Source organism: Nocardia blacklockiae (genome assembly GCF_015477355.1).
Lineage (GTDB): Bacteria > Actinomycetota > Actinomycetes > Mycobacteriales > Mycobacteriaceae > Nocardia > Nocardia blacklockiae.
Genome location: NZ_JADLRJ010000003.1, coordinates 246,707 through 259,431 on the forward strand (window position 1 = coordinate 246,707; position 12,725 = coordinate 259,431).

The window sequence follows — 12,725 nt, forward strand, 5'->3', positions numbered from 1 at the left end:
ACACGGTGACACGCCGCGTGTCACCGCTGGCGGGCGGCGGTTCTCAGGTGGTGACGGTGGCCAGGCGCAGCTGGTTCTCGAGGTCGGCCGGAGAGCCGGTGTAGTGCAGGACGCGCAGGCCGAGGCGGGCGGCGGCCTGACAGTTGTCGGCGCGGTCGTCGACGAACAAGACGCGCCCGGGATCCTGGACGCCGGTGGCGGCGAGCGCGTTCCGGTAGGTGTCGGGGTGCGGCTTGTTCATGCCCAGCCGAGCCGAGTAGAGGGCGTCGGTGAGCACCGTGCGCCAGTCGGCGGCGTCGAGGGCGTCGCCGACCGGGTGAGGTGCGTTGGACAGCAGCACCATCGGGAGATCCGCGCGCCGGGCACGGTGCAGCAGCGCGACCACACGGTCGTCGGTCCGGGTCCACAGGGCGGTGTCGACGGCGCGTAAGCGATTGAGCCACACCGGATCCGGGCGGCGGCCGAGGACGGCGGTCCAGAAGTCCGCGTCGTCGAATTCGCCGGAATCGTAGGGTTCGCGGGCGCTCCAGAACGCGTGCTGGAACAGTTCCAGCCGGTCGGTGTCCCAGCCGGCGAGTTCGGCGAGGCCGCTCCACATGGGTTCGGTGGGTTGCAGGCCGATGACGCCGTTGTAGTCGAAGATGACCGCGTCGAGTTCCGCGGGCTGGGGTGAGAGTGCGATTACCACCGGTTCTCCAAGGCTCGATGAGACAGGACCGCCACGCCCGCGGCGAGCAGGGCGGGGAGGGCTAGGGCAACGGGCAGGGACGTCACCGTGGCCAGGGCGCCGATCAGCGCCGGCCCGGCGAGCAGGCCGAGGTAGCCGGTCACGGCCACGGCGGCGACCGCGCGCGGGCCACCCGCGCCCGCCGCGGTGAACAAGGACGGGATGGTGACCGACAGGCCCAGGCCGAACAGCGCCCACCCGGCCAGCGCGCCCGGCGCGGCCGGCACCGACAGCCCCGCGAGCAGACCGACCGACGCCGAGATCGCCCCGGCCCGAACGACTCTCGGCGCACCGAAGCGCGCGATCAGCCGATCGCCCACGAGCCGCCCGGCCGCCATGGCCGCGCTGTACCCGGCGTACGCCGCGGCGGCGGTCGCGGCCGACGCGTGCAGCCCGCTGAGGTGCACCGCCGACCAATCCGCGGCGGCGCCCTCGCCGAGTAGGCAGGCGGCGGCCAGCAGGCCGAGCAACCAGATGCCGGACCGCGAAATCCGTTGCCGCCCAAGCGCTGCCGCTGGAATGGAAGCTGTGGTCGACGCTCCGGCGCAATGGTCGGCCGGTGCCGCCGGAGCAGGAGCCGCGAGCGGCGCTCCGACACAGTGGGCGGCCGGGGCCACCGCCAGCGCCGCCACGATCACCGCCGCGGCGGTGACACCGAAGACGTAGCTGTGCGACATGCGGGCGGCGGCCGCGGCGAGCACCGCCCCGCCCAGCGCGCCGAGGCTGTAGGCCGCGTGCAGGCCCGACATGATCGGTCGCCCGTAGGCGTCCTGGCACCGCACGGCCGCGGCATTCGCGGCGACATCCAGCACCCCGTGCGCGGCGCCGAACAGCAGCGCCGCCACGGCGAGCGCGAGCGGCGCCCGGCACACCCCCAGCAGCGCCAGGCTCCCGGCGAGACCCGTTGCGCCCCAGGTCAACAGCGGCGCCAGCCGGGCGGGCTCGGCGAGCCGGCCACCGACCCGCAGACCGCCCACCATGCCGACCGCCGCGGCGAGCAGCACCGCGGCCAGTCCGGCGGTGCCCAGTCCGGCGGCCTCCTGGACGGCCGGGATGCGGGTTCCCCAGACCGCCATCACGACGCCGAGCCCCGCGAAATAGCCCGTCAGCAGACCGCGACTTCGCACCGCGGCGTCGGGTAGGTCGCGCGCCCGTTCCGAAGGCGGCGCAATGGTGCGTGTCATGAGAGCTCCATCGGTTCGCCACCGAGTGCGGGGTCGACGAAGACCCGCGATCAGCGGCGAGTAGGTATGACGATTTCCGCCCCCTTCCACTGCGGAAGAGGCGCGAAGGCAAGGGAATCGAAGGAACGTTCGGAATCGGAGGACGAGGGGTGCTGCGCGTCACTGCACGAACAAGCCGAAAGCTACCAGCCGGTCTGGCGAGCCTCCACTCGGAAAGGCTCGCCGTGATGGGCTCCACAAAAGGGGTTGCTCAGGTCTGACCGCGGGGGCCGTCACGGCGGTTCACCCGCAGCGGGTGAGGCACGTCGCGGCGGCGCGTGGAACCCTCTCACGACGGCGTATGCAGTCGACCCACGATGCGGACAGGGAGCGTGCCATGACCGGTAGCACCGGAGTCGCCGGAAGTGTCGAGACACAGCGGGATTTCGACGACGCGCGGCGCGGCTTCGTCGCGGCGCTCGAGCCGGGAGTGGTGCGCGACGCCGCCGGGGAGGTGGTGTGGGACAGCGACGGGTACGCGTTCCTCGACGAGGAGTGCCCGCCGACGGTGCACCCCAGCCTGTGGCGGCAGTCGCGGCTGTGCGCCATCCAGGGCCTGTTCGAGGTCACCGACGGCATCTACCAGATCCGGGGCCTCGACCTGTCGAACATGAGCCTGGTCGAGGGGGACACCGGTGTGGTCGTGATCGACCCGCTGATCTCTGCGGAGACCGCCGCGGCCGGGCTGGCGCTGTACCGCCGCCACCGCGGCGACCGGCCGGTGACCGGCGTGATCTACACGCATTCGCACATCGACCATTTCGGTGGCGTCAAGGGCGTCACCACCGACGCGGACGTCGCCGCCGGGCGGTGCCCGATCCTGGCCCCCGCCGGATTCGTCGAGCACGCCGTGGAGGAGAACGTCTACGCCGGCACCGCGATGGCCAGGCGCGCCGCCTACATGTACGGCGCGGCACTGCCGCGCGGGCCCCGGGGCGCGGTCGGCGCGGGACTCGGCCCGACGACCTCGACCGGTACCCCGACGCTGCTCACCCCGACCGTCGACATCACCCACACCGGGCAGACCGAGGTCGTCGACGGCGTCCGCATCGAATTCCAGCTCACCCCCGGCACCGAGGCCCCGTCGGAGATGAACTTCCACTTCCCCGACCGCCGGGCCCTGTGCATGGCCGAGAACGCCACCCACACACTGCACAACCTGCTGACGCTGCGCGGTGCGCTGGTGCGCGACCCGCACGTGTGGGCGAAGTACCTGACCGAGTCGATCAATCGCTACGCCGCGGACTCCGACGTCGTGTTCGCCTCGCACCACTGGCCCACCTGGGGCACCGAGCGGCTCACGGAATTCCTTGCGCAGCAACGAGACCTGTATGCCTACCTGCACGACCAGACCGTGCGGGCGCTGAACAAGGGCGCGACCGGGATCGAGATCGCCGAGGCCATCGAGTTGCCGCCGGCCCTCGAACAGGCCTGGCACACCCACGGCTACTACGGTTCGGTCAGCCACAACGTCAAGGCCGTCTACCAGCGCTACATGGGCTGGTTCGACGGCAACCCCGCCACGCTGTGGCAGCATCCGCCGATCGCATCGGCCGAGCGGCACCTCGCGTTCATGGGCGGTGCGGACGCGGTGGTGGCGAAGGCCCGCGAATCCTACGAGGACGGCGACTTCCGCTGGGTGGCACAGGTTCTCAACTACGTCTTGTTCGCGCAACCGGACCACGAGGAGGCCCGCCGGCTCCAGGCCGACACCCTCGAACAACTCGGCTACGGCTCGGAGAACGGCACCTGGCGCAACTTCTTCCTGATGGGCGCCTACGAGTTGCGCAACGGTTCGGTGGGGACGCCCACGGTCGCGGCCGCGCCGGACATCGCGGCCGCGCTGACCGTCGAGCAGCTGTTCGACGCGATCGCCCTGCGCGTCGACGGGCCCAAGGCCTGGTCGGCCGAGCTCACCATCGACTGGCGCGTCACCGACGAGAACCTGGTGCACCGCACCCACCTGCGCAACGGCGTCCTGGTCCACTTCGACGTCGAAGGCGACGTCCCCGCCCCCGACGCGACCTTCACCCTCACCGCCGCCGACCTCCACCTGGCCCTGCTGGGTGCCCGCGACATCCACGAGATGATCTCCGACGGGACCATCACCACCGCGGGCGACACCGCCAAACTGCGAGAACTCGTCGGCTATCTGGACGACCCGGACCCCGACTTCGCCATCGTGACCCCGTGACCGAACTCCTTCGGAAGGACCCGTGATGTCCACGTCGCCTTACGATCCCGTGCGGCAGGGCTTCGCCGGCGGCGCCTCGATCGGGGCCGCGACCCTGCTGCTCACCGTGGGTCTGCTGTCGCTGTTCCAGGGCATCTCGGCGGTGGCCGACGACGACCTGTTCGTGGCCGGCGCCGAGTACGTGTACGAATTCGACGCCACCGCGTGGGGCTGGACCCACATCGTCCTCGGGGTGATCCTGGCGGTCTGCTCGGTCGGCCTGGTGACCGGGACGGCGTGGGGCCGGGGCGCGGCGATCGGCATCGCGGCCCTGTCGATCCTCGCGAACTTCCTGTCCCTGCCCTACTACCCGTGGTGGTCGATCCTGATCATCGCCCTCGACGTCGTCGTCATCTGGGCCGTCACCACCTGGCGCCCGGAAGGCTGACCCGGCCGATCCCGCGCCGCCCGGCAGTCGGCCCGGCGCTCAGGACTTCGCCTGTGCGCCGGGCAGTTTGATCGCGGAGACGTACATTTCGAGGATCGGGCGGAAGAGGTCGAGGTCGTCGAGGCGGCTGCCGAGTTCCACGGCGTCGGTGGTGGCGATGAGGACGTGCGCGAAGGTCAGCGGCGGAATCGAGAGGCTCGCGCCGATGCGGTCCAGGCCCGCGACGACGAAGTCCGCGAGGGCCTGAGCGACCTCGGAGCGCTTGGCCGCCACCCGTTCTCGTGCGTCGGGGTTGCGCAGCAGGTACAGCGTGAACTCGTGGCCGAGTGCGGCCTGCCCCGCGCCGCGCTCGTCGCCGAGCCGCCGCCAGCGCTGCGCGATCTCGTCGAGTTCGGGGGCGCCGACCTCGGTGACCGCCGCGATCACCTCGGCGAAGGTGTCGAAGTAGCGCCGCCAGTAGCGGTCGTTCACGGCCAGGAAGAGGTCCTCCTTGGCGCTGAAGTGCTTGTAGATGGCGCCCTTGGTGTAGCCGGCGGTGCGCGCGATGTCGTCGAGAGTCGCGGACATGAAGCCCTTTTCGGCGAACACCGCCTCCGCGGCGTCCAGCAGCAGCGAACGGGTGTGTTCCAGGCGTCGCTCCACCGTCCATCGTTCGACCATGCTCGCAGTTTACCGGGAGAATCCTGGAAAACTGTCGGTCACTCAGATACCCGTTGGTATATTAGCGCTGCACGGCGACGAGCGAGAAGGAGACGGTGTCATGAGTGGACCGTCGGACAGCAGAACCGCAGCCACCACCGAGCCCGCGGGCGCGGCGGCCGCACTGGACGCCCGGATCGGGTCGCGCGGCAAACCGGTGCGCGTCTGGGCGCTACTCGGGGGCCTGATCCTGGCTTTCCAGCTGTACGTGTGGATTCGGTGGGCGACAGGCCCGTATTTCGAACGAGTGCCGACCGGACCGAGCGACCCACCGACTTTCATGAAGGTGATTCTGAGTACTTGGACGGCGGTGATTCTGATCGGTCTGCCGGTGGGGATCTATTACTTCATCGTCCGGCCGTGGCGGCGGGAGCGGCGCCTCACCCTAGACGGCATGCTGCTGGTGGCGTGCGGCCTGCTGTGGTTCCAGGATCCGCTGCTGAACTACTTCAACACGTGGAGCACATACAACACGTGGATGTGGAACATGGGCTCGTGGGTGCAGCACGTCCCGGGCTGGCGGTCCTACGGCGAACCGGGTCGCATGATGGCCGAACCCATTCTGATGAACGCGCCCGGCTATTCCTACGGCGTGCTGCTGTGCACGATTCTGGGCTGCTGGATCATGCGCCGCGCCAAGGCGCGCTGGCCGCGGCTCAACAATTACGGGCTGATAGGCGTGCTGATCGCGTGGACGTTCGTCTTCGACTTCGTGATCGAGGGCCTGTTCCTGATGCCGATGGGGCTGTTCACCTATCCCGGCGCCATCAAATCGCTGTCGATCAACGCGGGCACCTATTACCAGTGGCCGCTGTACGAGGGGCTGATGTGGGGCGGTGTGCAGGCGGGCCTGTGCGCGCTGCGCTACTTCACCGACGACCGGGGCCGCACCTTCGTGGAGCGCGGGCTGGAACGAATCCAGGGCGGCTTCGTGAAACAGCAGGGCGTGCGCTTCCTGGCGATCTTCGCGGCGTGCAGCGTGTTCTTCTTCGTGTTCTACAACATTCCGGCGCAGTGGTTCGGCATGCACGCCGAATCCTGGCCCGAGGACATCCAGAAGCGTTCATATTTCGACATGGGTATCTGCGGCGAGGGCACCGGGCGGCTGTGTCCGGATCCGGTGCTGCCGATACCGGGCAGGGACTCCGGCTACATCGATCCCGATGGCCGGCTGGTGCTGCCCGAAGGCAGAGAACTGCCGAAAATCGTTCCGTTCGATCGGGGGAACTGACCATGCTGACCGACAACCATGCCGTGCAGACCCTTTCACAGCGGCCGTACTACAAGGCGGTCGCCGACGAGGAGGCGGTCTTCCGCGCGGCGGCCCGCCGCGGCCTGCCGGTACTGCTGAAGGGCCCGACCGGTTGCGGGAAGACGCGGTTCGTCGAGGCCATGGCCGCCGAGATCGGCCGCGACCTGATCACCGTCGCCGGGCACGAGGACATGACCTCGGCGGACCTGGTCGGCCGGTTCCTGCTCAAAGGCGGCGAAACCGTCTGGGTGGACGGGCCTTTGACGCGGGCCGTGCGGCAGGGCGCCGTCTTCTACCTGGACGAGGTGGTCGAGGCGCGCCAGGACACCACCGTGGTGATCCATCCGCTGGCCGATCACCGTCGCGAACTACCGGTCGATCGGCTCGGCACGACGGTGCCCGCGGCGCCCGGGTTCCAGCTGGTCATCTCCTACAACCCCGGCTACCAGAGCGTGCTGAAGAACCTCAAGGAGTCGACGCGGCAGCGGTTCGTCGCCATCGAACTCGGGTTCCCGCCCGCCGAGATCGAGACCGAGATCGTCGCCCACGAGGCCGGGATCGACGACGACACCGCCCGCGCGCTGGTGACCCTGGGCAACGCCATCCGCACCCTCGACGGGTCGCCGCTGCGGGAAGTGTCGTCCACGCGCATGCTGATCCTCGCTGGGGGATTGGTGGCCGAGGGGCTGGACCTGCGCGGCGCGGTCCGGTCGGCGGTCGTGCAGGCGCTGTCGGACGATCACGAAATCGTCCGTGCCCTGGGCGAACTCGCCGACGCCGTGCTGCCGCGGTCATGACCGCCGAGCCGGGCGAGGTCGGCCGGTTCCGGCTGCTCGCCACCTTCCTCGCGGGTCGGTCGGTTGAGGTCGCGGCGGCACCGGCCGGGGTGGCCGCGCATACCGACGGCCGGACGATCTTCCTCACCGCGGGTCGGTCGGACGGCGAGCAGCGCCGGGAACTGCTGGTGCAGGCCGGGCTGCTCGGTGCCGGAAGCCTGGAGGCGAGTCGGGTGAAGGCGGTGCGGGGACGTCCGGCCGTGGCGCGCCGGTATCTGGCTCTCGAGGGTCGGAGGGTGCTCGCCGATCTCGTCGACCGTGTGCCACTCGTCGCGGATCTTCAAGTCGGCGCGGCCAGCACGGCCTCCGCCGACGAGTCGCTCGCCGTGGCGCGCGGGCGCGACAGGGTCGCCGACCCACCGGAATGGTTCGGTGTCCTCAGGCCTTCCCGGCTTCTGGCGCCGGCCGCCGGAGCGGGCGCTCGGCCCACCGATCGGGAAGTGCGCCTGGAGTTCGATCCCCTCGACGTGCCGGAGGCCGACGACGACGGCGACACCCCGGATGCGGGCGAGAGCAAGATCGCGAAGCTGTTCGAGAATCCGCTGTTCGCCTCCCGCACGCTGCTGGACCTCCTGCGAAAGCAACTGGGCGGCAAGCGTTCTCCGGGCAACGGTCCCGCCGGTGCCGAGGCGCCGGTGCGTGCCGTGCGGCGGGCGCGATCGGCCGGGCCGCATGCCCGCCCGCTCCCGGCGCGCATCCGCTTCACCGACGACGGCAAGCCCGGTGCCGCGGTCGGGGTGGGCGGCGCCCGCTACCCGGAATGGGATGTCCACCACCACCGATACCGTCCCGAGTGGTGCCGGGTGATCGACTTCCCGCACACGGCCGACGCCGACATCGCGGCCGCCGGTGTCCCCGCCGACGACGAGTTGCGGCGACGGCTGGCCCGAGTCGGCTTGGGTCCCAAGGTACTTCGCGGTCGTCCCGACGGCGACGAACTCGATCTCGAGGCACTCATCGACCTGTTCGTGGACCTGCGCTCGGGCTACTCCCCACCCGAAAACGTCTACCGCGAACACCGGAAACTGGCGCGCGATCTCGGCGTCCTCATCCTGCTCGACGCCTCCGGATCGGCCACCGACACCGATCCCGACGGCCGCGCGGTGCACGACCACCAGCGCCGCGCGGCCGCGACCCTCGCCGTCACCCTCGAGGGCCTCGGCGACCGAGTCGCGGTCTACGCCTTCCGATCCCACGGCCGCCACGCCGTCCACCTCCCGGCGATCAAGACGTTCGGGCAGCGCTTCGGCGCGGTCGGGCGAGCCCGGCTCAACCAGCTGCGACCCGGCGGGTACACGCGTCTCGGCGCGGGCATCCGCGGCGCGGGAGAGATACTGAAAACCCAAGCGGGCACGGGCAATCGGCTGTTGCTCGTGCTGTCCGACGGGTTTCCCTACGACGACGGCTACGAGGGCCGCTACGCCGAAGCCGACGCCCGCAAGGCTCTCGAGGAACTGCGCGGCGACGGCGTCGGATGCCTGTGCCTGTCCCTCGGCGCGGGCATCGAATCCGCGGCGCTCGAACGCGTCTTCGGTCCCGCGGGTTACGCGGGCGCCGCCACGCTCGCCGAACTGAGCCCCCGCATGGACGAACTGTTCGTCGCCGCGCTCCGGGAACTCGGCGCGCCGGCACCGGCACGTGGGTGAGGCCGCCGTGCGCGCGGTCCGGGCACAGGCACAATGGCTGCGTGGACGCATCCGCCGCGCGAGCCGACCCGTTGTCGGCCATGCCGTTCGAGGCTCAGCTGAGCGCCCTGCTCGGGCCGCTGCGGCGGGCGGTGCTGCGGCGCACGCGCGCCGCGGAGGGGTTGCCCGACCTGCCCGAGGCGCAGATCGAACTGCTGCGGCTGCTGGTCGCCACCGGCGGGCTCGCGCCGGGTAAGGCCGCGGCCGAACTGAACATGGCGCAATCCACCATCAGCAATCTCATTCGCGCCATGACCGCGGCCGAACTCGTCGACCGCCTGCCCGTATCCCGCGACGGCCGCGGCGCACTGCTGGTGGCCTCCCCACGCGCCCGGCAACTACTGGAACGATACGACCGGGCCAGCGCCGCGATGCTACGCACGGCCCTCGCCGAACTCTCCGAGGCCGATCGAGCCGCCATGCAATCAGCACTCCCCGCACTACAACGCCTGCTGGCCGCATTGGCGTGATGGCTGAGTCGGTGCTGCGCGCGCTGCAACGCTTGTTGGCCGCGCTGGCTTGATGCCCGAGTCGGGTGCTGCGCGCGCTGCGACGGTTGCTGGCCGCGCTGGCGAGATGCCTGCGTCGGTGCTGCCCGCACTGCAACGCTTGCTGGCCGCATTGGCGTGAAGCCGCAGGCTGCACCCCGGCGGGCGCGGGCGGAGGCGGTGCTGTCGGTCGTGGCCGATACAGTCGGGTGGAACTTGCCGGAGAACCGAATCGAGGTCCGTGCCGACCCAGTGAGGAGTTTCCGTGGATCCGTCCCGTTCGCGCCCGAGTGCCGATGCCGTCGCCGCGGTCGTCGCCGCGCTGGAGGGCGCGGGGATCGAGGTCGATGCCGGTACCCTCACCCGCTCGCTGTATTCCTCCGACGCCTCGGTGTACCGGATCCCGCCCGCCGCGGTTGTATTTCCCCGCCGGTCCGAGGAGATCGATGCGGTGGTGGCCGCGTGCGCCGCGAACGGCGTGCCGATCACCAGCCGCGGAGCGGGAACCTCGATCGCGGGCAACGCGATCGGCACCGGCGTCGTGATCGACCACAGCCGCCACCTCGACGCGGTCCTCGCCGTCGACTCCGAAAGCCGTTCGGCGCGCGTGCTTCCCGGCGTCGCGCACGCCACCTTGCAGCGTGCCGCCGCGCCGCACGGCCTGCGGTTCGGGCCGGATCCGTCGTCGCATTCGCGGTGCACGATCGGCGGCATGATCGGCAACAACGCCTGCGGTTCGCGAGCATTGGGGTACGGCCGCACCAGCGACAATGTCCGCGGCCTGCACGTGGTGACGGCGTCGGGGGAGCATCTGCGGCTCGGCAGTCTCGCCGCCGCGGGGGCGGCGGAGCCCGCGCTGTTCGCGCCGTTGCGGGCCACGGTGCGGGAATCGCTGGCCACCATCCGCACCGAGTTCGGCCGCTTCGGACGGCAGGTCTCGGGGTACGCCCTGGATTCCCTGTTGCCCGAGAACGGGTTCGATGTCACGAAGTTGTTCGTCGGCTCCGAGGGCACCCTCGGCGTCGTGGTCGAAGCCGATGTCGGGCTGGTGGCCGATCCGCCGCATCGGGTCATGGGGGTGCTCGGTTTCGAGACCATGGTCGCCGCGGCCGCCGCCGTTCCGGCGATTCTGCCGTTCTCGCCCATCGCGTGTGAGGGCCTGGACAGCAGGATCACCGAGGTGGTGCGTGCCCTGCGTCCGGGTGCGGTGCCGGCGATGCCGCGCGGGGCGGGGTGGTTGTTCGTCGAGTTCGCCGGGGCGGAGCGCGCCGAACTGGAGGCCATGGTGGCCGCGGTCGCCTCGGCGAGCGGTGCGCTGGACTGGCGGCTGGTCGGGTCGGCGGGGGAGGCCGCCGCGCTGTGGAAGATCCGGGAGGACGGTTCGGGGCTGGTCGCGCGCACGCCGAGTGGCCGTCCCGCGCACGCGGGCTGGGAGGACGCGGCCGTTCCGCCGGAGCACCTGGCCGCCTACCTCGCGCAGTTCGAGGAGTTGCTGACCGGGTACGGGCTGACGGGCGTGCCGTACGGACACTTCGGCGACGGGTGCGTGCACGTGCGGATCGATTTCGACCTCGACGATCGGCGCGGCCGCGACCGATTCGAGCAGTTCCTCGACGAGGCCGCGAAACTGGTCGGCACCTACGGCGGCTCGATGTCGGGCGAGCACGGCGACGGCCGGGCACGCAGTGCGCTACTGGCGCACATGTATTCGCCCGCGGCGCTGGAGCTGTTCGGCCGGGTGAAGCGACACTTCGATCCGGGAAATCTGCTGAATCCAGGCATCATCGTCGACCCGCCGCCCGCGGCGACCGACATCCGCTACACCCCGGCCCCCGCCGTGCCGCAGCCGCTGGCGTTCCGCTATCCGCACGACGCCGACGGGCTGTTCGGGGCCGTGCACCGGTGCACCGGAGTGGGCCGCTGCGTCGCCCCGAACCCGTCGGCCACCGTGATCTGCCCGTCCTTCCAGGCCACCGGCGCGGAACAGGACTCCACCCGCGGGCGCGCGCGGGTGCTACAGGACGCGGTGTCCGGTCACCTCGGCCCGGCGGGCCTGTCCGCGCCGGAAGTCCATGCGGCCCTGGACCTGTGCCTGAGCTGCAAGGGCTGCAAATCCGACTGTCCCACCGGGGTGGACATGGCCACCTACAAGGCCGAGGCTCTGCACCACCGGTACAAGGGGAAGCTCCGGCCGCGGTCGCACTATTCGCTGGGCCGGTTGCCGCTGTGGTTGCGGGCCGCGCGTCGCATGCCCCGGATCGCCAACCGGCTCGGCACGATTCGCGCCACCCATCCGCTGGTCGCGTGGATCGCGGGCATCGACGTGCGCCGGGACATCCCGGCCCTCGGTGCGTCGGCGGACCGCAAGGCGTGGCGCGCGGCGCAGCGAAACACTCTGTCCCGCAGTCCTTCCGAAGGCGGTGCGGCGGCGGGCGGCGCGACCAAGGACGTCGTGCTGTTCGTCGACACCTTCACCGACAGTTTCACCCCGGCCGTCGCGACCGCGCTGCTCGAGGTGCTGCGCGCGGCGGGCTACCGGGTGCATCTGCCCGAGCGCGGCGTCTGCTGCGGGCTCACGTGGATCTCCACCGGACAGCTCGACGGTGCGCGGCGACGGCTGGAACAGACCGTCGCCGCCCTGCACCCCTACGTCGAGCGGGGGATGACCGTCCTGGGCATCGAGCCGTCGTGCACCGCCGTGCTTCGCTCCGACCTCGTCGAAATGGTGGGAACCGCACAGGCGCAAGCGGTTTCGAGCGCGGTGCGCACCCTGTCGGAGCTGCTGACCGGCGACGGGGACTACCGGCTGCCCGACCTCACCGGCGTGCGCGTGCTGGCCCAGCCGCACTGCCACCACCACGCCGTACTCGGCTGGGAGACCGACCGCCGTCTGCTGGAACGGGCCGGGGCCGAGGTCGCCGCCGTGGGCGGATGCTGCGGCCTGGCAGGCAATTTCGGTGCCGAACGCGGCCACTACGACGTGTCGGTCGCCGTCGCCGAGACTCAGCTCCTGCCCGCCCTGCGCGCCGCGTCCCCGGAGACGGTGGTCCTCGCCGACGGGTTCTCCTGCCGCACCCAGATCGAGCATCTCGCCCACCTCCGCGCCGCCCACCTCGCCGAACTCCTCGCCGGGAAGCTTTCCGACGGCCGCCGCGCGGAGGTCCGCGCGCGTTCGGAATCCGGCTGAAGGCGTT

The 12,725-nt window shown here is 71.0% G+C and carries 10 protein-coding genes; 7 read left to right on the forward strand and 3 right to left on the reverse strand.

Going from position 1 to position 12,725, the window contains the following annotated elements:
* Nucleotides 1–43: 43 nt before the first annotated feature.
* Both IU476_RS37025 and IU476_RS10665 read right to left on the reverse strand, forming a co-directional pair.
* Nucleotides 44–688, reverse strand: a complete 645-nt coding sequence (locus IU476_RS37025) for an HAD family hydrolase (protein ID WP_324193998.1) — start codon at nt 686–688, stop codon at nt 44–46.
* On the reverse strand, nt 682–1,911 hold the full coding sequence (locus IU476_RS10665) for an MFS transporter (RefSeq protein ID WP_195099086.1): 1,230 nt from the start codon (nt 1,909–1,911) through the stop codon (nt 682–684). Before IU476_RS10665 ends, IU476_RS37025 begins: the two co-directional genes overlap by 7 nt.
* 376 nt (nt 1,912–2,287) lie before the next feature.
* Between IU476_RS10665 and IU476_RS10670 the strand changes: the two genes are divergently transcribed.
* Nucleotides 2,288–4,144 (forward strand): alkyl/aryl-sulfatase, encoded by a 1,857-nt coding sequence (locus IU476_RS10670; protein WP_228823468.1) that lies wholly within the window; start codon nt 2,288–2,290, stop codon nt 4,142–4,144.
* A gap of 25 nt (nt 4,145–4,169) precedes the next feature.
* The gene (locus tag IU476_RS10675) at nt 4,170–4,571 is read left to right on the forward strand and encodes a DUF7144 family membrane protein (RefSeq protein ID WP_195099090.1); all 402 of its coding nucleotides are present in this window, start codon (nt 4,170–4,172) and stop codon (nt 4,569–4,571) included.
* A 39-nt stretch (nt 4,572–4,610) separates the two neighbouring features.
* Here the strand turns inward: IU476_RS10675 and IU476_RS10680 are convergent, their stop codons facing one another.
* A complete protein-coding gene (locus IU476_RS10680; protein ID WP_195099092.1) occupies nt 4,611–5,231 on the reverse strand; it encodes a TetR/AcrR family transcriptional regulator in 621 nt (206 codons plus the stop codon).
* Between the two features lie 100 nt (nt 5,232–5,331).
* Here IU476_RS10680 and IU476_RS10685 point away from each other — a divergent pair, with 100 nt between their 5' ends.
* From IU476_RS10685 to IU476_RS10705, 5 genes are all read left to right on the forward strand, one after another.
* Nucleotides 5,332–6,501, forward strand: coding sequence for a spirocyclase AveC family protein (locus tag IU476_RS10685; protein WP_195099094.1), 1,170 nt, complete (start codon nt 5,332–5,334; stop codon nt 6,499–6,501).
* Nucleotides 6,502–6,503: 2 nt separating this feature from the next.
* Nucleotides 6,504–7,319 (forward strand): CbbQ/NirQ/NorQ/GpvN family protein, encoded by an 816-nt coding sequence (locus IU476_RS10690; protein WP_195099096.1) that lies wholly within the window; start codon nt 6,504–6,506, stop codon nt 7,317–7,319.
* Nucleotides 7,316–9,004: a nitric oxide reductase activation protein NorD gene (locus tag IU476_RS10695; protein ID WP_195099098.1), complete on the forward strand. Its 1,689-nt coding sequence runs from the start codon at nt 7,316–7,318 to the stop codon at nt 9,002–9,004. The genes IU476_RS10690 and IU476_RS10695 overlap by 4 nt, the downstream gene beginning before the upstream one ends.
* Before the next feature lie 41 nt (nt 9,005–9,045).
* Nucleotides 9,046–9,513: a MarR family winged helix-turn-helix transcriptional regulator gene (locus IU476_RS10700; RefSeq protein ID WP_324194000.1), complete on the forward strand. Its 468-nt coding sequence runs from the start codon at nt 9,046–9,048 to the stop codon at nt 9,511–9,513.
* Between the two features lie 283 nt (nt 9,514–9,796).
* Nucleotides 9,797–12,718 carry an FAD-binding and (Fe-S)-binding domain-containing protein gene (locus tag IU476_RS10705; RefSeq protein ID WP_195099100.1) on the forward strand — a complete coding sequence of 974 codons (2,922 nt, stop codon included), beginning with the start codon at nt 9,797–9,799 and terminating at the stop codon, nt 12,716–12,718.
* The last annotated feature ends 7 nt before the right edge of the window (nt 12,719–12,725 follow it).

Coding starts and splice junctions, on each gene's coding strand:
- IU476_RS10680 (WP_195099092.1), bottom strand. CDS start 5,231: ATGGTCGAACGATGGACGGTGGAGCGACGCCTGGAACACACCCGTTCG.
- IU476_RS10670 (WP_228823468.1), top strand. CDS start 2,288: ATGACCGGTAGCACCGGAGTCGCCGGAAGTGTCGAGACACAGCGGGAT.
- IU476_RS10665 (WP_195099086.1), bottom strand. CDS start 1,911: ATGACACGCACCATTGCGCCGCCTTCGGAACGGGCGCGCGACCTACCC.
- IU476_RS10695 (WP_195099098.1), top strand. CDS start 7,316: ATGACCGCCGAGCCGGGCGAGGTCGGCCGGTTCCGGCTGCTCGCCACC.
- IU476_RS10675 (WP_195099090.1), top strand. CDS start 4,170: ATGTCCACGTCGCCTTACGATCCCGTGCGGCAGGGCTTCGCCGGCGGC.
- IU476_RS10690 (WP_195099096.1), top strand. CDS start 6,504: ATGCTGACCGACAACCATGCCGTGCAGACCCTTTCACAGCGGCCGTAC.
- IU476_RS10685 (WP_195099094.1), top strand. CDS start 5,332: ATGAGTGGACCGTCGGACAGCAGAACCGCAGCCACCACCGAGCCCGCG.